13 protein-coding genes (1 of these 13 running past the window's edge) are annotated in these 19539 nt (G+C 71.6%); 3 read left to right on the top strand and 10 right to left on the bottom strand.

The features are described 5' to 3' along the window. Positions 1 to 690, top strand: the 3' portion of a protein-coding gene (locus ACNF49_RS48135) for an AI-2E family transporter (protein WP_357984373.1). Its footprint begins 336 nt before the window's first position; the window shows 690 of its 1026 coding nt (coding positions 337-1026); the start codon falls outside the window, past its left edge; its stop codon occupies positions 688 to 690. Here the strand turns inward: ACNF49_RS48135 and ACNF49_RS48140 are convergent. The 4 genes from ACNF49_RS48140 to ACNF49_RS48155 all read right to left on the bottom strand — a co-directional run bounded on the left by ACNF49_RS48140 (position 667) and on the right by ACNF49_RS48155 (position 5200). Continuing rightward, positions 667 to 1389, bottom strand: a complete 723-nt coding sequence (locus ACNF49_RS48140; RefSeq protein ID WP_482941897.1) for a DUF6597 domain-containing transcriptional factor — start codon at positions 1387 to 1389, stop codon at positions 667 to 669. The genes ACNF49_RS48135 and ACNF49_RS48140 overlap by 24 nt on opposite strands. A 36-nt stretch (positions 1390 to 1425) precedes the next feature. Beyond that, on the bottom strand, positions 1426 to 2280 hold the full coding sequence (locus tag ACNF49_RS48145) for a hypothetical protein (protein ID WP_482941898.1): 855 nt from the start codon (positions 2278 to 2280) through the stop codon (positions 1426 to 1428). 86 nt (positions 2281 to 2366) lie between these two features. After that, positions 2367 to 4142 carry a vWA domain-containing protein gene (locus tag ACNF49_RS48150; protein WP_482941899.1) on the bottom strand — a complete coding sequence of 592 codons (1776 nt, stop codon included), beginning with the start codon at positions 4140 to 4142 and terminating at the stop codon, positions 2367 to 2369. Further along, entirely contained in the window at positions 4139 to 5200 is a 1062-nt protein-coding gene (locus ACNF49_RS48155; RefSeq protein WP_357984361.1) for an ATP-binding protein, read from the bottom strand. The genes ACNF49_RS48150 and ACNF49_RS48155 overlap by 4 nt, the downstream gene beginning before the upstream one ends. Positions 5201 to 5431: 231 nt before the next feature. Here ACNF49_RS48155 and erm point away from each other — a divergent pair, with 231 nt between their 5' ends. Further along, positions 5432 to 6259: an ErmE/ErmH/ErmO/ErmR family 23S rRNA (adenine(2058)-N(6))-methyltransferase gene (gene erm / locus ACNF49_RS48160; protein WP_357984358.1), complete on the top strand. Its 828-nt coding sequence runs from the start codon at positions 5432 to 5434 to the stop codon at positions 6257 to 6259. On the opposite strand, the gene ACNF49_RS48165 is transcribed toward erm, so the two are convergent. After that, entirely contained in the window at positions 6245 to 7588 is a 1344-nt protein-coding gene (locus ACNF49_RS48165) for a putative hexosyltransferase (RefSeq protein WP_357984354.1), read from the bottom strand. The genes erm and ACNF49_RS48165 overlap by 15 nt on opposite strands. A 117-nt stretch (positions 7589 to 7705) precedes the next feature. On the opposite strand from ACNF49_RS48165, the gene ACNF49_RS48170 reads away from it, so the two are divergent. Then, on the top strand, positions 7706 to 9292 hold the full coding sequence (locus ACNF49_RS48170) for a molybdopterin-dependent oxidoreductase (protein ID WP_357984351.1): 1587 nt from the start codon (positions 7706 to 7708) through the stop codon (positions 9290 to 9292). Here ACNF49_RS48170 and ACNF49_RS48175 read toward each other — a convergent pair. From ACNF49_RS48175 to ACNF49_RS48195, 5 genes are all read right to left on the bottom strand, one after another. Beyond that, positions 9279 to 12761 (bottom strand): carbohydrate binding domain-containing protein, encoded by a 3483-nt coding sequence (locus ACNF49_RS48175; protein ID WP_482941900.1) that lies wholly within the window; start codon positions 12759 to 12761, stop codon positions 9279 to 9281. The genes ACNF49_RS48170 and ACNF49_RS48175 overlap by 14 nt on opposite strands. Positions 12762 to 12835: 74 nt before the next feature. Beyond that, positions 12836 to 14524, bottom strand: a complete 1689-nt coding sequence (locus ACNF49_RS48180; protein WP_357984342.1) for a fibronectin type III domain-containing protein — start codon at positions 14522 to 14524, stop codon at positions 12836 to 12838. After that, positions 14521 to 16341 carry a cellulose binding domain-containing protein gene (locus ACNF49_RS48185; protein WP_482941901.1) on the bottom strand — a complete coding sequence of 607 codons (1821 nt, stop codon included), beginning with the start codon at positions 16339 to 16341 and terminating at the stop codon, positions 14521 to 14523. Before ACNF49_RS48185 ends, ACNF49_RS48180 begins: the two co-directional genes overlap by 4 nt. Before the next feature lie 508 nt (positions 16342 to 16849). Continuing rightward, complete coding sequence (locus tag ACNF49_RS48190) at positions 16850 to 18679, bottom strand: M14 family metallopeptidase (protein ID WP_482941902.1); 1830 nt, start codon at positions 18677 to 18679, stop codon at positions 16850 to 16852. A gap of 73 nt (positions 18680 to 18752) precedes the next feature. Then, a complete protein-coding gene (locus tag ACNF49_RS48195; RefSeq protein ID WP_357984333.1) occupies positions 18753 to 19445 on the bottom strand; it encodes a nitroreductase family protein in 693 nt (230 codons plus the stop codon). Positions 19446 to 19539: the final 94 nt, after the last annotated feature.

The following is a 19539-nucleotide window of genomic DNA, read 5'->3' on the forward strand; positions in this document are numbered from 1 at the left end:
AACGACGTGCTGGCCAAGGCGGTGCAGGCGTTCGACCCCGGCCGGATGCTGGGGCTGGCGCAGAGCCTGCTCGGGAGCCTGATCGGCGTGTTGTCGAGCCTGTTCCTGATCGTGGTGCTGTTGCTGGCGATGTGCCTCGACGCGCCGGTGACGGCGCGGATCCTCACCACCGGCGAGGGGAACCGGCCGCAGCTGGTGACGGCGTTGGCGACGTTCGCGCACAAGACGCGGCGGTATCTCATCGTCTCGACCGTCTTCGGGCTGATCGACGCGGTTCTCGACGTCATCGTGCTGTCGTTGCTGGACGTGCCGTTGCCGCTGTTGTGGGGGGTGCTGGCGTTGATCGCCAACTACATCCCGAACATCGGGTTCGTCATCGGGCTGCTGCCGCCCGCCCTGCTGGCGCTCCTGCACGGCGGCGTCAAGACGATGGTGCTGGTCGTCGTGGCCTACATCGTCATCAACGTGGTCACGCAGTCGTTCATCATGCCGAAGTTCCTGGGGGACGCGGTGGGGCTCTCTACCACGATGACGTTCCTGTCGCTGATCGTGTGGACGTTCATGCTGGGGCCGCTCGGCGCGATCCTGGCGATCCCGCTCAGCCTGCTGGCGCGGGCGGTGCTGATCGACAGCGACCCGAGCGCGAAGTGGGCGCAGGCGCTGGTGTCAGGGAAGATGCCGGACGGGTGAGAGCAGGCGGCCCAGCGGGACGCCGCTCAGCCGCTTCACGTCGTGGGACAGGTGGGCCTGGTCGGCGTAGCCGGCGCGGACCGCCGCCTCCGCCGGTGGGACGCCCGCGCGGGTCAAGGTGAGCGCGCGCTGGAAGCGGACGATGCGCTGGAGGGTCTTGGGCGAGTAGCCGAAGGAGGCGACGCTGCGGCGGTGGAGCTGGCGTTCGCTGAGGCCGATGGCCCAGGCGACGTCGCGCACGCTGCGGCCCATGCGCAGCGCCCCGGCGATGGCGGGCGCGGCCCGGTCGGGGGCGGGGGTCTCACGCAGGCGGGTCAGGACGGCGGCGCGCATGGCCGCGAGCCGCGCCGCCATGTCGGGCGCGGGCGTCGCGTCGGACAGCAGGCGGGACGGGACGGCGAGGGCGGGCAGGGCGGCGAGCGGGACCCGGCGGTCGCGCAGCTCGTGGATCGGGACGCCGAAGACGGCGCCCGCCGCGCCGGGCTTGAACCGGATGCCGACGTAGGCGTCGCCCGTCGCCATCGGGGTCGGCACCGGGCCGGTGTCGGGGCCGGCCACGAAGAGGCCGCCGGGGCCCCAGATGAGGTCGACGCAGGCGTCGGGCACCACGAGCTGCGTGGTGTCGCCCTCGCTGACCTGGTGCCACACGCAGGCGACACGGCCGGCGAGAGCGTCGCCCGGGGGCCGTTCCGCGTACATGCCTCCAACGTACGCGACCCCGCCGACAGAATCCGTTCAGGCGGGCAGGCGGCCGTACGCGCGCAGGGTCTTCAGGTGCGCCACGGTCAGGTAGCCCGCCCATTCGTGCGCGACCAGCGGGGTCCAGGCGTTCCAGTTCGGCTGCCAGCCGCCTTCCGGGGACTGGGCGGCGGCCATGGCGTCCAGGTGGGTGTCGAGGGTGGCGGCGTCGAAGAGGGGCAGGGCCGACGGCGCGGGCGCGAAGTCGAGGGGGTGGTGGACCGCGCCTTCGGCGTGCGGGTCGAAGGTGACCGTGGCCAGGACGGCTTCGCGCAGCCGGGCGAACTCGGCCTGCGCGCGCTCCCGGTCGGGGACGTGTTCGAGGAACACGAGCAGGGCGCGGGCCTCGTACGGAGTGGTGTGCGTGAGCCCGGCGATGCGCGACCAGCAGAAGTCGGTGGCGGGCCCGAGCCAGGGGTGGGTGACGCCGTGCTTGTGCAGCAGCGCGGCGAGCACGGCGGTGGGGTTGAGGTCGCCGGGCGGGTCGTCGGGGGTCTGCCACCAGGGTGCGCGCGGCGTGTCGCGGACGGACGGCAGCACGAACGGCACCCCGCCCCCGGCGGCCGTGATGTCCGTCAGGTAGTCGCAGGCGGCGGCGACCATCGGCGAGTCGAAGGCGTCGAGCTCGTCGAGGATCCAGAAGGCGACCTCGACCGGTTGCGGCTGGCCGGCGGCGCCGCGCAGGTCGGGCTCCAGGGCGTTGCCGAAGCCGCCGTCGGCGTTCTGGTAGCAGCGCAGGGCGTCGAGCACGCGGGCGCGGGAGCCGTCCGCGAACAGGGCCTCGAACCTCAGTCTGTCGATGAGCCTGCCGTGGAGTCGCAGGAACTGTGCTGCTCGGTCGAGTGTGTCCATGTCCGCGCTTCCGTCGAGAGGGTCGTGTCCGGCGACGCTACCGTGGAGGGCGCGGACGGCTCTTGTCGGAATCGGACGCGTCCGGGTCACTTCATGAAGAAGACCGGGCCGCGCGGCCGGAAGGGCAGCGGCGCGCCCTGGGGCACCAGGAAGGCGTGCTCGCGGCGGATGCGGAGCACGTCGCACTGCCCGTCGGTGATCAGCAGGATGGGGCCGTCGGGCGGGAAGTCGTCGGCGCGTTCGAGCAGCTTGACGCCGGGCTGGAGGATCGTGCCGCCGCGGCCGCGCACCCTGACCCGGCCGGCGATCTCCTCGACCGGCAGGTAGCCGGCGTCGTAGGCCGTGGCGTCGCAGAAGACGACCCTGGCCCGGGGCACGTCGCGGGCGGCGGCGTAGGAGGCGATGGCGCCGAGGGCCTTGCCGAGCAGCTTGACGTCCATGGAGCCGGAGGTGTCGAGGACGACGCCGAACGTCTTCCTGCGTACGACCTCCTCTGGCCGTACCCGGCCGGGGCGCGGGATGCCGGGGCTGGCGGCCTGGCGGCGGGAGGCGCGGGCATAGGAGCGGCGCGACTCCTCGGGCTGGAAGTGCTCGTCGAACCAGCGGGCGAGCTGGGCGTCCCAGGGCAGGGGCGGCTGTTCGAGCGCGCGGATCTCCTGTTCGAGCCCGGCGGGCAGCAGGCCGCGTCCGCTGGACTGGTGGTAGGCCAGGCCGGTGCACAGGGCGTTGCGGTAGTAGTCGTCGAGGTCGACGTAGCCGCGGGCCTGGCGGGCCGGGCGGTCGAGCACGTCGCCCATGCCCCGGCCGCGCAGGGTGGCCAGCTTGCGCATGCGCCGCAGGTCGCCGGCGATCTGGTCGTAGACGGCCTCGGCGGACATCGTGCCGAGCGACTGGTCGAACAGCAGCCCTTCGGGCATCTCGCCGACGCCCATCTCGACCAGCCAGCCGTTGATCACGTAGTCGCAGGCGACGTTCCACAGGTACGGGTCGCGCATGCCGGCCCGTTCGCCGTGCCGCAGGGCGGCGTGCAGCATCTCGTGGGCGAGCACGAAACGCCATTCGGGCTCGGTGTGCGTGGCCAGCGGGTTGACGTAGATCTCGGCCGCCTCGGCGCTGACGGCGGCGATCGAGATGTCCCAGGCCCTGGCCAGCTCGGCGTCGGAGACGATCTTCATGCCCGCGGCCAGCGCGCCGAGCAGCGGGTACGACGACATGAACCAGCGCAGCGCGCCGTCCCAGGGGCCCTTGACGTGGCCTTCGACGGGGGTGCGCGGCGCGCCGGCCCGGTCGAGCGCGGACGTGGCGGACCAGGCGACGCCGATCGCGAAGCCGCGCTGGAAGTCGAAGTGCTCGGCGTCCTCCTCGGTGCCGATGTGGAAGTCGGCCGGGCCGAGCGGCTGGAACCGGGGCGGGACGCCGACCCTGCGCCACCGTTCGGAGAGCGTCACCTCGTCCTCCTCGGGCAGCTCGTCGGGCAGCGGCGCGGGGCAGTGTCCGATCTTGACGGTGCGCAGGAAACGTTCGACCGCCACGCAGCAGGCGGCGTGGTAGGCGGGGTCGGGCAGGTCGCCGTCGACGTCCTTGGGGGCGCAGACGCGCGGGTCGGCGTGGCCGAAGCCCAGGTGGAGCAGCAGGTGGGCGAAGACCCATGCCCACTCCGCGGCGGGGGCGCGGCGCTTGGGGTGGAAGCTGACGTCGCCGTCCTCGCTGACGACGGCCCACGTCTCGGGCGGCAGCCGGCCGTCGGCGGCCTCCAGCAGGGTGCCGTGCAGGCCGGCGAACAGCGGGTGGCGGTTGACGGCGGCCCAGCCGTTCATGACCTCGGCCCGCCAGGGGTCGGCCTTGGGCTTGCGGCGGCTCACGCGCGGGCCGCCATGAGCCGGGGCACGTCTCTGCCGATCTCGACGAGGAACCAGGTGGGCAGCGCGGGCGCGCCGTCGGCGTCGTTGGCGATGACGAGCTGGGCGCATTCGAGGGAGATCTCGGCCAGCTCGACGAGCAGTGTCTTGGCGCGGAAGCCGAGGTCGCGGCCGCGGGCCGAGGCACCGCGCTTGTCGGCGGGCAGCTCCTTGATCAGGCGGGCGCGGAAGGTCTCGGCCAGGAAGTAGAGCAGGTCGCGCTCCTCGGGGCGGCGCGGCCAGGGCGCCTCGCCCTTGAGCACGGCGTCGAGGTCGTAGGCGTGCCGGACGGTCCTGACGTAGGCGCGGAAGGCGGAGGCGTGGGCGGTGGAGAGGGTGCCGAAGGCGAGCATCGCGAGGGTCTCGTCGCCGACGTCGTCGCCGTAGGAGGTGAGCACGTCGGAGAGCATGTGCCAGGCGCGCGGCGAGGAGAACGGCTCCTCGGTCTTGGGCGGCGGGCTCCACAGGTGGTCGGGACGCTGGACGAGGTAGTCGACGATCCAGGGGTGGATGCCGGAGGCCGCCGCCCACTTCAGCCAGTCGTCGGCCGAGGCGCGCAGGTGCACGTGGACCAGGCGGTTGATCAGGGCCGAGGCCATCGGGCGGGCCAGCGCGTTGTCGGTGGCCCGGTTGCCGGCGCCGATCACGACCGAGCCGGCGGGCAGCTCGTACGTGCCGATGCGGCGGTCGAGGATCAGCGAGTAGAACGCCTTCTGCACCTCGGGCGCGGAGGCGTTGAGCTCGTCGAGGAACAGGCAGTAGGGCTCGTCGCGGGCGATGGACTCCGGCGGCGCGAACCGGCTGCGCCCGCCGACCAGCTCGGGCACGCCGATCAGGTCCTCGGGGGCGAGCTGGGTGCCGAGCAGGGTCACGCAGTCGAGACCGAGCGAGCCGGCGAACTCGCGTACCAGCGAGCTCTTGCCGATGCCGGGCGCGCCCCACAGGAAGACCGGGCGGACCACGGCGACGTGCAGCAGCACCTCCGGAAGCTGCGCCGGGGTGACGGTGACCGTTGCCTGCATGCGTCCAAGGGTGACGAACCGGGCGTGCCCGCGCATCACATTAATCGTTTGCCCTGGTGACGCCGTCCGGCCTACTGTCGGCGGCATGTGTTCCATGTTCTGCACCGTGTTCATCCGCATCCGCCGCGGCCGGGCTCTGGCCCGCTAGCGGACGGCTGACACCGCGCGTCCGCCGGCGCGCCCAGGGCCCTTCGAGACCTGTTCATCTCGAGGACCCGAAAGGGCAGTGCTGTGGCGCAGAACTTCGCGCACGGAAACTATTCACACACCCAGAAGAACGTCAGGAACGGCGGCGGCGGTCGTACGCCCGCCGACCGGCTCAGGCGTGAGCTCTCGCAGAACTTCCTGGCCGACCGGCATGCCGTGGAGCTGATGGTCAAGGCGGCGGCGCCGGAGGGGCTGGTGCTCGAGCCCGGCTCGGGGCCGGGCGTGCTCACGCTGGCGCTGGCCGAGGCCGGGGCGCACGTGGTCGGCTACGAGCTCGATCCCCGGCTCGCCGGGCGGCTGGCCTCGCGTACGCGCAACGATCCGCGGATCGAGGTGGTCAGGGGTGACTTCACGGCCGCACGGGCGCCGCGTGAGCCGTTCGCGGTGGTGGGCAACATCCCGTACTCGATCACGTCGAGGATCGTCGACTGGTGCCTGCGGGCGCGGGAGCTGACCTCGGCGACGCTGCTCACCCAGCGGGAGTACGCGCGCAAGCGCACCGGCGACTACGGCCGGTGGAGCCTGGTGACGGTGTCGTCGTGGCCGTGGTTCGACTGGCGGCTCGGCGACACGATCGGCAGGGAGAGCTTCCGTCCCGTGCCGTCGGTGGACTCGGCGATCCTGCGCCTGCGGCGGCGGCCCGAGCCGCTGGTGAGCGACCGCGGGAGCTACCTGGAGCTGGTCGAGCTGGGTTTCGGCGGGGTCGGCGGCTCGGTGCGCGCCTCCCTGCGGCCGCACTACCGGGGGGTGGACGCGGCGCTCGGCGAGGCGGGCGTGGCCCGCGACGCCGTCGTGGGCCACGTGCATCCTGACCAGTGGGTGGCCTTGTGGCGGCGGCTAGACCGCCGTTGAGGTGATCTTCGGCGGGACGGCGGCGACTCTGTCCTGGGCCGTCGACACGCGACGGGCCCAGGGCATGGCCAGCAGCAGCACCGGCAGCAGCACGATGGAGGCCCGTGACCAGTCGCGGTGGAGGTACCACCAGTCGTTGGTGCTGAACTGCGTCATGTACAGGTAGCCGAAGGCGGCCCAGAAGGAGACGCCGATGATGGCCGGCCAGGCCCACCTGGTCGGCCTGGCCACCAGGAACGGCATGAACCACAGCAGGTACTGGGCGCCGAGGCGGGGCGTCATGACCATGAAGACGAGCAGGATGGCCGTGGTCAGGTCGATCGGGTCGGCCCGCCGCCACAGCAGCAGGACGCCGATGACGCTGACGTAGATGAGCTTCGTGCCGAACGAGGCCAGCCCCGGCATCAGGGCCCAGTCGCCGCCGGTGAACCATGGGGTGTAGCCCCATTCGCCGACGATCGGACGGATGTCCTGGATGGTACGGATGACGGCGGGGATCTCGTCGAGCGTGGTGCCCGCGAAGATCGGCGAGGTGAGCAGGAAGAACACCGGGACGATGCCGGTCATGACGAGGGCGGCGATCCTGGCGCGCAGGTGGGGCAGGAGCAGCAGCATGCCGGGCACCAGCCAGATCGGCCAGCTCTTGGCGCACAGCGCGAGGCCCATGAGCAGCCCGGCCAGCATGGCGCGCCGCAGGTCGGCGCGATCGTCGGAGCCGGGCATGAGGGCGCGGCGCAGCATGGCGACAGGGCGGCGTGCCACGGCACGAAGGCCGTCGGCGTCGATGGTGGCGCCGGGACGGTCGGGCGCGCCGGGGCCGCGGGCGACCACGAACGCGGCCACGCCGAACACCAGCGCGACCGGCTCGACCTGGCCGTGGACGCTGGCGATGAGCACGGCCAGCGGGTTGAGCGCGTACTGCAAGGCGCGCAGGGACGCCTTGGGGCCGCCGGCCAGCTTGGCGACCAGCGGGACCAGCACGATGTCGGCGACGACGGTGACCAGGCGGCCGGCGTACTCCCACGGGATGCCGAGCCACAGCAGGATGCCGTAGACGTAGGGGATGGTCGGCAGGAAGTGCCAGCCGCCCTCGCTGGCCAGCACCGGGTCCTTGCCCTGCAGCACCGCCTCGCCGGCGGGCTTGAAGCTCTCCATGAAGTCGACGGGTTGCCATGAGTCGATCGCGGAGGTGTACATGATCAGCACGCGGACGGCGATGCCGACGAGCACGGCGACGTAGAGCGGCGGCCGCCAGTCGCGCCACTGTGCGACGACGGCGAGCACGACACCGGTGACGAGGACGACCCCCGTGAGAACTGCGTAATCCATGGCGGCCCCTAGCCTGCCGTAACAATCTGAGTGCCGCCACCTGGGCTTCCAATTCTTATCCCCGACATGCGGACACGTAACGCGATAGAACATGACTGTCTGTGTTGAACTTTTTCCATGGGGGGATCGCAGGTCAACCAGGCACTGGTCAGGCTCTATTTCGAGGTGAGGGACGGGGTCCGTGACCCGGTCGCGGCCTGGGCGAAACTCACAGGCAACTCTCAGGTCTACCAGGCGCGGCGCGGTGAGCGGCGGGTCCCGCTGGACGACGCCACGGCGGCCGAGCTGGCGGCGGCGGCGATCGTGCACACGGCGTCGGAGCACGGCGCGGACCGGGTGGCGGCGCTGGCGACGTCGCCGCTGGCGGGCGTGGTCGACGGGCTGGGCGGCGCGCTGCTGACGGAGCATCCGTGCGCGTCGGAGCAGGTGCTCGGGCCGCGGTTCACGGGGCCGGGGGCCGAGGACTGGGCGCGGGCGGCGTACGTGCTGCTGTGGGGGGAGAACAACCGGCTGGCGCGTACGGCGGACACGCCCTGGGTGATCGCCGGGCGGTACAAGGGCCAGAAGGTGGTGGCGATCGGCACCCATCCGACCCGGTTGTCGGACGAGACGCTGGTCGTGCGGCCGGGCACGGACGGCGCGCTGGCGATGGCGATGGGGCACGTGCTGCTGAAGGAGTTCTTCCTGGACCGGCCGCCGTTCGCCGCGCACGCGATGGAGCGGACGGACCTGCCGTTCCTGGTGCGGCTGCGCGAGCGCGAGGACGCGTACGTGCCGGGCGGGCTGCTCGGCCGGGCCTGCGACCGGCTCAGCGTGTACGGCGGCGAGGCGGTGCAGGTGCTGTTGCCGCGCTTCGACTTCGGGCCGGGCGTGCTGCGGCGCGGCGTGCCGGTCGTCAGGGACGGCGGCGAGCTGGTGACCACGGTGTTCGACCTGCTGCTGGCCGCCTACGGCGTGGCACGTGACGGGCTGCCCGGGGTGTGGCCGCAGGGGTACGGGGACCGGGAGCCGTACACGCCGGGCTGGCAGGAGATCTACACCGGGGTGGCCGCCTCGCGGACCGTGAAGACGGCGCGGGAGCTGGGCGTGACGGCGGAGAAGACCGGCGGGCGGTGCATGATCGTGCCGGGCCGGCTGGAGACGCCGCACGCCGACACCGCCTACCGGGCGATGCTGGCGCTGCTGGTGCTGACCGGGTGCGGCAGCGGGTGGGCGCAGCCGGCGGGCGGCGCGGGGATCCCGCTGGTGCCGTACCTGTGCCTGCACGCCTGCGGCGAGGACCGCGCCGACGTGGGCGCGCTGAGCTGGGCCCTGTGCGAGGGCCTGTTCGCGCGCCGCACGTCGCGGTCGGTGCTGCTGGAGGCGGTGCGCGACGGGTGGCCGATGGCTCCCTCGCCGCGCGTGCTGGCCATCCCCCGGCCGATCTACCCGCTGCCGCCGGAGGTCGACCTGCTCATCGGCCCCGACGAGCAGTGCGACCTCGCGCCGCCGGACGCGGGCCTGGTGGCCGAGGCGGTGGCCCGGCTGGCCGGGCGGACGTCCCGGGCGGACCCGGACGGCACGCCGGCGGACGGGCGCATGCGCCTGATGGTCGACCACGCCTGGATGCACGAGTACGGCGAGGCGCTGCCGACCTACCGTCCGCCGGGGTTGGGGGTGCCGCTCAAGCCCACCCAGCTCGTCCGGCCGTTCACAGGCCGTTGAGGTAGGCCCGGTGCCTCCTTGAGAACTCGAAGGCGTTGTACTTGTCCCAGTTGATCGACCAGGTCATCAGGCCGCGCAGGTTCGGGTAGACGCCGCGTGGCTTGTAGCTGCCGCAGTTGCTGCCCTTGGCCAGGCAGTCGAACGCCTTCTGGACCTCGGCGACGGTGGTGAACCCGTTGCCCGCGTTGGGCGAGGCGGGCAGGCCGATGGCCACCTGGTCCTGGCGCAGCGGCGGGAACACGTTGTTGGGGTTGCCCATGATCGGGAAGCCGGCCAGCAGCATGTCCGTCATGGCGACGTGGAAGTCGTGGCCGCCCATCGTGTGGTACTGGTTGTCCAGCCCGGTGATCGGGCCGGAGTTGTAGTCCTGCACGTGCAGCAGGGTGAGGTCGTCGCGCAGGGCGTGGATGACCGGCAGGTAGGAGGCGGCCCTGCTGTCGGCCGAGCCGTTCGGGCCGGGGCCGTAGAACTGGTAGCCGAGCTGTACGAAGAACGTCTCGGGCGCCATGGTGAGCACGAACTTGGCGCCGTAGCGGCTCTTGAGCGCGCGCAGCGCGGAGATCAGGTTGACGACGACGGGCGTGGTGGGGTTGGCCAGGTTCGTGTCGCCCTGGTTGAGGTAGAGGGAGTGGCCCTCGAAGTCCACGTCGAGGCCGTCCAGGCCGTACCTGTCGATGATGGCCGCGACCGACTCGACGAACTTGTCCCTGGCGGCCGTGGTGGTGAGCTGCACCTGGCCGTTCTGGCCGCCGATGGAGATGAGCACCTTCTTGCCCTGGTCCTGCTTGGCCTTGATGGCGGCGACGAAGTCCGCCTCGGGCTCGACGTTCGGGCACTCGGCGGCCGGGCACTGGCGGAAGCGGATGTCGCCGGAGGTCACCGAGGTGGGCTCGCCGAAGGCGAGGTTGATGACGTCCCATTCGGCGGGCACGTCGGCCATGCGGATGTAGCCGGAGCCGTTGGCGAAGGAGGCGTGCAGGTAGCCGACCAGGACGCGCTTGGGCAGGCCGCCTCCCCCGCCGCCGCCGGCGGTCGTGGTGCCGGTGGCCTCGGCGGTGTAGGGCGAGCAGTTGCCGGCGGCGTCGCAGGCGCGGACCTTGAAGCGGTAGGAGGTGGAGGCGGCCAGGCCGATGGCGGTGTGGCTGGTGGCGGTCACGGCGGCCGGGGTGCCGCCGTCGCGGGAGACCTCGTACCGGTCCACGCCGACGTTGTCGGTGGAGGCCGACCAGGTGGCGGTGAGCGTGCTGCTCGTCGCGCCGCCCACGGTCAGGTTGCCGGGGACGGTCGGAGCCTGGTTGTCGCCGCCGCCTCCGCCGCCGGGCGCGCCGTCCAGGACGACGTCGTCGGCGGTGTAGGCGCTCTGGCCGTACCAGGCGTTGAGGTAGATGGTCACGGACGTGGTGGTGGCGCCGGTGGTGAACGTGGTGCGCAGCTGCGTCCAGGCCGAGCCGGGCGAGCCCCACGTCTGGGGGTCGGTGCCGCCGGTGCCGGTGGCGCCGAGGAAGACGTAGCCGCCCTGCACCCAGGCCGACAGCGTGTACGACGACGACGGCTGCACCTTGATCTGCTGCTGGCAGCGGGCGAGGTCGGCGCCCGCCGGGGTGGCCTTGAGTGCCTTCGTCCCGCCGTGGACGGGCGAGGTGACGGCGGCGGCGCCGGAGGAGGCGCTGCAGGTCCAGCCGGTCAGCCCGTCCTCGAAGCCGGGGTTGACGGCGATGTTGGCCGCCAGGGCGGGGGTGGCGGACAGGCCCGCCGTGCCGAGGGCGAGCGCGACCGCCGCGACGGCGGTGCGCCACCTGAAGATGCCGCTCATCCGGTGAACCCCTTGAAGATGTTCGTGAACTCGTAGCTGGACTGGGAGATCCCGCTGCAGGTCGGGGAGACCTGGCCGTTGGGGCAGCCGCCGTTGTCGCGGGCGGCGGACCAGAAGCCGACGAATCCGATGTGGTTGCTGTTGGCCCAGGTCAGGAGCTTGCGCGCGTCGGCCTGGGTGGTGGTCATGCCGGTGTCGTTCTTGCCGATCATGGGGGTGACGCCGAGCGCGCGCCTGAGCTGGGCGTCGCTCCTGGCCGGCCAGACGCCCTTCATCTGGCCGAGCGTGGCCTGGGCGGCGGCGGTCATCGCGTCGCCCCAGTTGCCGGTGTAGCCGAAGTTCATCAGCATCGGGTTGACGATCACGTCGAGGCCCTTGGCGGCGGCGTCCTGGAGGATCTGCAACGAGAACGGGTCCACGCCGTAGTCCTCGGCCCTGCACGCGCAGCGTGTAGCTGATCACCGTGCCGCGCTCGGTCTGGAGCTGCTTGAGCGCGGTGTTGACCTTGTTCGCGTCGATGCTCGCCTCGACGTCGATGTCCAGGTGGTTGGTGCCGACGGTGTCGAGCACCTTCTTGTAGGCGGCCAGCAGCGCCGCCGAGGTGCCGCAGGCGTGCTCCAGGTACGGTCCGACCGCGCCGCCGCTGGCCACGACGACCTGGCCGCCCTGGGCCTGGAGGGCCTTGACGTCGTTGACGATCCGGGTGTCGGCGAGCGGGATCGTGCCGCCCCAGGCAGGGTTGCAGCCGCTGCTGTCGCCGAGGACGAACGCCAGCGTGTAGTTCTTCACGCCGGTCGCGTTGGCCGCGCCCACCAGGGACGGGCTGGTCATCGTGATGTCGATGTAGGGGGCGTACCTGATGTCGCCGGCGGGCGGGACGGTGTCCTTGGAGGTGCGGCCGCTGACCGGGGGCGAGTAGGCCGAGCAGTTGCCGGCGGCGTCGCAGGCCCTGACGCGGAAGGCGTAGGAGGTGTCGGGGGTGAGGCCGGTCGCGGTGTGGCTGGTCGTGGTGGCGGCGACGGGGGCGGCCTCGTCCCTGGAGACCTCGTAGCGGGCCACCGAGCCGGAGTTGTCGGTGGAGGGCGACCAGGTCACGGTCAGGCTGGTGCCGGTGGGGCCGCCGACGGCCACGCCGCCGGGGACGGTCGGAGCCTCGGTGTCGGGCGGGCCGCCGGGGCCGTCGAGGACGATGTCGTCGGCGGTGTAGGCGCTCTGGCCGTACCAGCCGTTGACGTACACGGTCACGGAGGTGGTGGTGGCGCCGGTGGTGAAGGAGGTCCTGAGCTGGCCCCACTGGTTGCCGGGGGTGCCCCACGTGCTGGCGTTGACGCCGGCGCCGGTCGCGCCGAGGAAGACGTAGGAGCCCTGGGCCCAGGCGGAGAGCTGGTAGGCGGTGCCGGGCTTGACGGTGACGGTCTGCTGGCAGCGGGCGAGGTCGGAGCCCTGCGGGGTGGCCTGGAGCGCCTGCGCGCCGCCGTGCGCGGGAGTGGTGACGGCCTGCGCGCCGGCCGGGCAGGTCCAGCCGCTCAGGCCGGACTCGAAGCCGGGGTTGGACAGGATGTTCGCGGCGGCGGCCGGGGTGGCGTGCAGGACGGTGAGTCCCAGTGCGGCCAGGGCCGTGGCCGCCAGTCCGCGCAGTCTCGTGCGGGGTCTCATGCGGGTCCTTTCGGGGGGTGCGGACCGCGCGCCGGTGCGGCCCGCCACCGGGGGTGGCGGGCCGCCTCAGCGGGTCAGAAACCAGCGGTGATCTTGGTGAACTCCCAGTTGTCCTGGGCGATGCCGCTGCAGTTCTCCGCGACGCCGCCGCCCGGGCAGGGGCGGTCGCGGTTGACCGACCAGAACGCGAGCCTGGTCAGGCCGTGGGAGTTGGCGTAGTCGCGGATCTGGGTCCAGGTGCTCTGGTTGGTGAGCTCCTGCTGGTCGGACAGGCCGTTCATGCCGGAGATGCCCATGTGGGCGTACGCCTGCGCGTCGGTCCAGCCCTGGGCGGTCTTCAGGGCGTTCTTGAGCCCTTCGGCCGCGTTGACGGTGTTCTGGTACATGTTGGCGCCGCCGCCGAAGTCGAACGGCATGATCGTGTAGTTGTCGATCGGCACCGCCAGTTCCTTGGCGCGGTTGATCAGGCGGGTGCCGTAGTAGGTCGGGCCGGTGGTCGCGGTGCCGAAGGTGACGGCGATCTTGACGTTCGGGTTGGCCGCCTTGACGATCTTGAGGGCGTTCAGGATGCGGTCCTGGACGGTCAGGTTCTCGAACTCGTCGGTGTTCTCGATGTCGAAGTCGACGACGGCCGGGCCGACGGCGTTGATGACCTTCTGCACCGCGCCGGCGAACAGTTCGGGCGTGGAGCAGTTCGGGCCGAGCTTGTTGCCCTGCCAGCCGCCGAAGGACACCTGCACGCTGCCGCCGGCCGCCTTGATGGCCGAGATGGCCTGCGCGTCCTGGCCGCCGGACAGCGGGCGCTGCCCGTCCCAGGCCGGGTTGCAGCCGTTGCTGGCCAGGATGAAGGCCATCGTGAACGACTTGATGCCGGTCGCGCTCATCACCGTGGTGGGAGAGGGCGGGTCGCCCCAGCCGGTGTAGAGGTAGGGGGCGCCGGGCATCTTGCCGCCGGTCGGGCAACCGGTCGTGGTCGCCGAGACGTCACGCCCGGCCGACTCGCCCACCGAGTTGTACGCCTTGACGGTGTAGGTGTGGCTCTGGCACGCGCTCAGCCCGGAGATCGTCGTGCTGGTCCCGGTGACCTCGGCCTTCTGGGTCGCGCCCTCGTAGACGCGGTACCCGGTCACCGTGCCGGAGGAGGCGCCCCACGACAGCGCGATGCTGGTGTCGGTCACGGTCGTGGTGACCGTGCCGGGCTGGCCGGGCGCGCCGTTGCCGCCGGGGGTGGTGACGCTGAGCGCGTTGCTGACGCCGGACAGGTTCCCCGCGGCGTCGCGGGCCCGGACCGTGTAGCTGTAGGTGGTCGAGGCCGTCAGCCCGTTGTCGGTGTACGTCGTGCCGGTCGCGGTGCCGACCTGGGTGCCGCCGCGGTAGACGTTGTAGCCGGTCACGCCGACGTTGTCGGTGGAGGCGTCCCAGGCCAGGCCGGCGCTGGTGGCGGTGACGGTGGTCGAGCGCAGGTTGCCGGGCACCGACGGCGGGGTGGGGTCGCCTCCGCCGCTGCCCTGCTTCCACAGCGCGGGCACGTTCGGCGGCTCCCAGCCGGGCTGGGAGGTGTGACCCTGCAGGGCCACGTAGTCCACGCCGTTGTAGGTGACGGCGGCGCCGGTGGCGTAGGCGGTCCACGGCGCCCAGGCGGCGGCCAGCTGCTGCTGGGCGGCGGCGCCGTAGGCGGTGGGGACGCCCGTGGCCAGGCCGGCCCCGGTGAGGGCGATGGCCAGGCCGGCCACCGAGCTGATCAGTCTGCTACGTAATCTCATGGCATTCCCTGAAGGTGCGGCTTGACGGTCTTGGAGAAGGACCAGTTGTTGCTGGCGTCCCAGTTGATGGACCAGGTCATCGCGCCCCGGATGTCCGGGTAGGCGCGCGGCGGCACGAAGGATCCGCAACTGGTGCGCTTGGCCAGGCAGTCGAGCGCCTGGTTGACGAGGGAGGGCGAGACGACGCCGCCGCCCGCGGCGCCGGGCCCGGCCGGCAGGCCCAGTGCCACCTGGTCGGGGCGCAGGCCGTTCTCCAGCTGGATGCAGGCCAGGGCGGTCATGAAGTTGACCGTCCCCTGCGAGTACGCCGCGGACTGGTCGCAGCCGAGCATGGAGCCCGAGTTGTAGTACTGCATGTTGACGACCGTGAGGATGTCCTTGATGTTCAGGGCGAGCTTGAAGTACTCCATCCCGGTCGACTGCATGTCGATGGTCTGCGGGGCCATCATGATGATCAGGCCGCTGCCCGCCTTGGCGCGCAGCGCCCGCAGGGCCTGGCCCATGTAGGTGGCGTTGAGGCCGTTCTCCAGGTCGATGTCCACGCCGTCGAAGCCGTAGCTCTGCATCAGCGCGTACACCGTGTCGGCGAACTTCGTGGCGGCCGCGCCGCTGGAGACCTGCACGCGGCCGGCCTCGCCGCCGACCGACAGGATGACCTTCTTGCCGCGCTGGTGCAGGGCCTGCACGTCGGCCTTGAACTGGGCGTCGGTGTAGCCGCCGAGCGCGGTGGAAAGGCCCGGGTCGACCGAGAAGACGACCTCGCCGGCGGTCGAGGTGGCCTCGCCGAAGGCGACGGCGACGACGTCGTACTCGTTGGGCACGGCCGACAGCTTGAGCTCGGTCGCGGCGTTGACGAAGTTGTGCCAGTAGCCGGTGAGGAAGTGCTTGGGCAGCGGGTCGGTGGTGCAGCCCGGGGTGGTGAAGGTCGCGGCGTCGCTGGGCGGGCCGTCGCCGGTCGCGTTCGACGCGGTGACCGTCAGCGAGTACGAGGTGCAGGCGGTCAGGCCGGTGAGGGTGTGGGAGGTGCCGGTGACGGTGGCCACCTGGGAGCCGTTGAGGCGGACCTTGTAGCCGGTGGCTCCGGCGACCGCCGGCCAGCCGGCCGTGGCGCCGGTCTGGGACGTGCCGGTCACGGTGATCGGGCCGGCCTTGCCGGGCACGCCGGTGCCGCAGCCCGTGGTGGTCGCGGTCACGGCGTCGCCGGCGGCCGACTCGCCCGCCGAGTTGTACGCCTTGACGGTGTAGGTGTGGCTCTGGCACGTCCCGAGGCCGGAGATCGTCGCCGTGGTGCCGGTGACGGTGGCCTTGACGGCGCTGCCTTCGTAAACGCGGTAGCCGGTCACCGTGCCGGCGGAGGCGCCCCAGGAGAGGGCGATGCTGGTGTCCGTGCTGGTCGCGGTGGCCGTGCCGGGCTTGCCGGGGACCTCCACGGTCGTGCCGCCGCACGAGGAGCCGTTCAGCGTGCAGCCGGTGATGCCGGGGAAGTTCCCCGGGGCGCCGTTGAAGCCGAAGCTCGTGCTCGCCCCGGCCGCCAGCGGTCCCGCCCAGCTCGGCGCGGTGAAGGTGTAGTGCTGGCCGCTCCTGGTCAGGACGGCGTCCCAGGCGGACGGGATGGAGAACCCGGCCGGCACGTCGAACTGCACGTTCCAAACCAGGGGGGCGGTGGTGCCGTTGACGACGGTGACCTTGCCCTCGAAGCCGGACCCCCAGTCGGCGACCTTGACGAAGGTCGCGGTGGCGGCGGCGGCATGGGCGGGCAGTGCCAGGAGACTCAGTGCGAGGGTCGCGAGCGCTAAGAGGATCGCGCGAAATCTCACTGTCGATTTCCGTTCTTCTGGCGTGCCGTACGGCTTGCACCGGGGGTGAGAGCGCAAGCCGTACGGCACGGGCCCGTGGAGGTGAGACACGGGCCTTTTCGGGGGTGTCGGCGCAGGCCGGTGGAACGACAGGCGCGCGCGGAGCTTGCAACGGCAGTCAGGGCCGGCGTGTCCGGCCGGACCGCGTGACCGCTCCAGCGGCTGGGAAAAGGTGGGGGGTGTGCACGCCCGCAGCGCCGGGGGCGTGGGAGAAGAGGTCGTTCGGGCGGATGTCTCCGCAGCTCAGCGGCGAGTCATGCGGGCGGCGAGCGGGTCATGGGCCATCCGATCCATGATTTCTTTTAGGAAAGTTTCCTAAGAGTTGTCGCGATCGTAGCCTTGACACCCTGTGCTTACAAGACCCAATCACGTGACGGCCCGTGACGTGCCGAAACGCGGGGTGCCGGAGCCAATGGCAGCGCCCCCTCGCCCGGACCGGGGTCCGGAGCGAGAGGGCGCGGTGGTCGGGTCAGGGCTGTTGAGTGATCTTGACGTCGTCCACGCCCGCCTCCACCAGGGAGGCCCCGGAGGCGTCGGCCGCGTCGATGAGGATGCGGACCGTCTGGCCCGCATAGGCGGTCAGGTCGGCCGACGCCACGGCCCAGGCGCCGTTGCGGTTCGTGGCCGCACCGGCCTGCTGGAACACGGTGGTCGTGGTGCCGCCGACCACGCGGACCCGGAAGTAGTCCGCGCTGGAGGCGTTCGAGCCGTGCGCCAGGTACCACGACAGCGACAGGCTCAGCGTGCCCGTCGAGGGCAGCGTGATCGGCGGCGACTGGATCGAGCTGACGCCGCCGTCGAGGTCGTAGTCACCGGCCGCGGTGCCCGCCAGGCGGCCGGTCACCAGGTCGTTCGTGCCGCTGACCGTGGTGCCGAGCTGCTTGGCGCCCGAGGAGGTGGTCGCCTCGGGGTCGCCGCGCTCCCACGCGCCCGTGGTGGCGGTGTCGGTGCCGGACGGGTTCGCCGTCCAGCCGGTCGCCGTCTCGAACGTGTCGGACCAGACCGTCACCGGCGGCGTGCCGGTGCCGCAGTACTGGGACTCCTTGCCGATGATCCGGTAGACGCAGTCGGAGTACTCCAGGAAGCGCAGCACGGCCTCCTTGTTGCGGGTGGTCTGCGGGACGATCTGCTCGTCCGGCGGATAGAAGCCGGGGCTCGCGCCGACCGGGTACATCTCGAACGTGAAGCTGAAGATCTTGTACTGGCCCCACATCCAGTCGTCGATCGTCCCGTCGGTGATGTAGAGGTCGCTGGACTGCTCGGGCGTGTAGCCGTTGGTGCCGGCCATGTTCTGGCCGAGGGTGGCGTGGGCGTCCCGGTCGTCCTGGGTCAGGCCGGGGGCGGTGTCGTTGTAGGTGAAACCGTAGGGCCACAGGACCAGCTCGCTGTAGGTGTGCCAGTCGAGGTTCGTCCTGATCTGCTGCACGCCGCCGACGACCCGGCTGCGCACCCAGTCGGCCGCCGCCTTGACCTCGGGGGCCGACTCGGCGCTCGCGCCGCGGTAGGTCTCGCTGGAGGTCGTGCCCGAGGAGCCGCCGCAGCAGCCCCACTGGTAGGCCCAGTTGCGGTTGAGGTCGGTGCCGACGGCCGATGAGCCGGAGTTCGGCTGCCGGTTCTTGCGCCAGGAACGGTAGGTGCCGCTGGCGATGTCGTACTCGCCGCCGTCCGGGTTGAGGTCCGGCATGATCCAGATCTCGCGGGTGTTGACCAGGTTCGTGATCCTGGCGTCGGTGCCGTAGTTGTCGGCCAGCAGGTGCATGATGTACAGCGCCATCTCGACCGTGAGGTGCTCACGGGCGTGCTGGTGGGCGGTGAACAGCACCTCGGGCTCGGCCTCGTCCGTGCCCACGTTGTCGCTGATCTTGACCAGGCGCATCGGCCGTCCCTCGTACGAGGTGCCGAACGTGCTCTGGCTCATGATCCCCGGATGGGCCGCGACCATGGTGTTGATCTCGGCCGTCATCTCCGCGTAGTTGTGGTAGCCGGAGTCCGACGGCGGGAAGTCGAACGTCCCGACGGCGTCCGGCGGCGCCGGGCGCGGCGCCTCCGTCACCCGGTAGCCGAGCCGCCTGATGGCCGCGATCTCGGCCTGCGTGGCGGTGACCAGCACCGAGTTCGGCTGCACGTCCTCGATGGCGGCGCCGGTCGCCGCGACGGCGCTGCGCTGCCGCGCGTCGGCCGGGCCGGAGACCCGGTACTGCTTGTTCGCCGGTGGTTCCGCGCCGGCCCCGGCGCCGGTCATGCCGGTGAGGCTGACCATGCTCAGGACCGCCAGCAGGATGAGTAATCGGCGTTTCACCTCGTCCTCCTCGCCCGCGCGGGACTGGGGGTTTTGACCCGCGCCTGAACTGAGAGTGAAGACGATGGGTGCCCTAGGAAAGGCCCAATTTTCCGTCGAACCGGATCAGGGCCTCTTCCAGCGGTTTCCTGGCAAGATCAGGCACCTCGGCGTCGGGGGCGGCGTACCCGACGGGGAACAGGATGTAGGGCCGCTCGTTGGCCGGGCGTTCGCAGATCTCGCTGAGGAAGGCCATCGGGTTGGGGGTGTGGGTGAGCGTGGACAGGCCCATGGCGTGCAGGGCGGTGATGAACAGGCCGCAGGCGATGCCCACGCTCTCGTTGACGTAGTAGTGCTTGACCTTGCGGCCGCCGGGGCGCACGCCGTACTTCTCGGCGAAGCACACCACCAGCCACGGCACGACCTCCAGGTAGCCCTTGTCGGAGGTCGTCTCCAGCGGGGCCAGCGCCTCGCGCCACTCCTGCGGCAGCCTGCCGCCCTCGTAGTTGCGGCGTTCCTCCTCCTCGGCGGCCTCGCGGATGCGCCGCTTGGTCTCCGGGTCGCCGATCGCCACGAACTTCCACGGCTGCTGGTGCGCGCCCGACGGCGCGGTGTTGGCCGCCCGTACGGCCAGCTCGACGCACCGGTACGGCACCGGCTCGTCGCTGAAGAACCGCACGCTGCGCCGCCGGTCGGCCAGCGCGTGGAACTCCTCCCCGCGCTTGATCATCTCGTCGGCGTCGTAGCGTTCGGGCCGGTAGGGGACGAACGGAAACTGGTGCTCCATAAGATCCGCAGTCTCGGCACGACTGGCGGCTGTGACAACACCGCTCGCCGTATGCTGCCGATCTGACAGCCGAATCGGCTTTTGGGAGGCGAAT

The sequence above is a fragment of the Actinomadura sp. ATCC 39365 genome, from assembly GCF_054392275.1.

Coding starts and splice junctions, on each gene's coding strand:
- ACNF49_RS48140 (WP_482941897.1), bottom strand. CDS start 1,389: ATGTACGCGGAACGGCCCCCGGGCGACGCTCTCGCCGGCCGTGTCGCC.
- ACNF49_RS48145 (WP_482941898.1), bottom strand. CDS start 2,280: ATGGACACACTCGACCGAGCAGCACAGTTCCTGCGACTCCACGGCAGG.
- ACNF49_RS48155 (WP_357984361.1), bottom strand. CDS start 5,200: ATGCAGGCAACGGTCACCGTCACCCCGGCGCAGCTTCCGGAGGTGCTG.
- ACNF49_RS48165 (WP_357984354.1), bottom strand. CDS start 7,588: ATGGATTACGCAGTTCTCACGGGGGTCGTCCTCGTCACCGGTGTCGTG.
- ACNF49_RS48170 (WP_357984351.1), top strand. CDS start 7,706: ATGGGGGGATCGCAGGTCAACCAGGCACTGGTCAGGCTCTATTTCGAG.
- ACNF49_RS48175 (WP_482941900.1), bottom strand. CDS start 12,761: ATGAGACCCCGCACGAGACTGCGCGGACTGGCGGCCACGGCCCTGGCC.
- ACNF49_RS48180 (WP_357984342.1), bottom strand. CDS start 14,524: ATGAGATTACGTAGCAGACTGATCAGCTCGGTGGCCGGCCTGGCCATC.
- ACNF49_RS48195 (WP_357984333.1), bottom strand. CDS start 19,445: ATGGAGCACCAGTTTCCGTTCGTCCCCTACCGGCCCGAACGCTACGAC.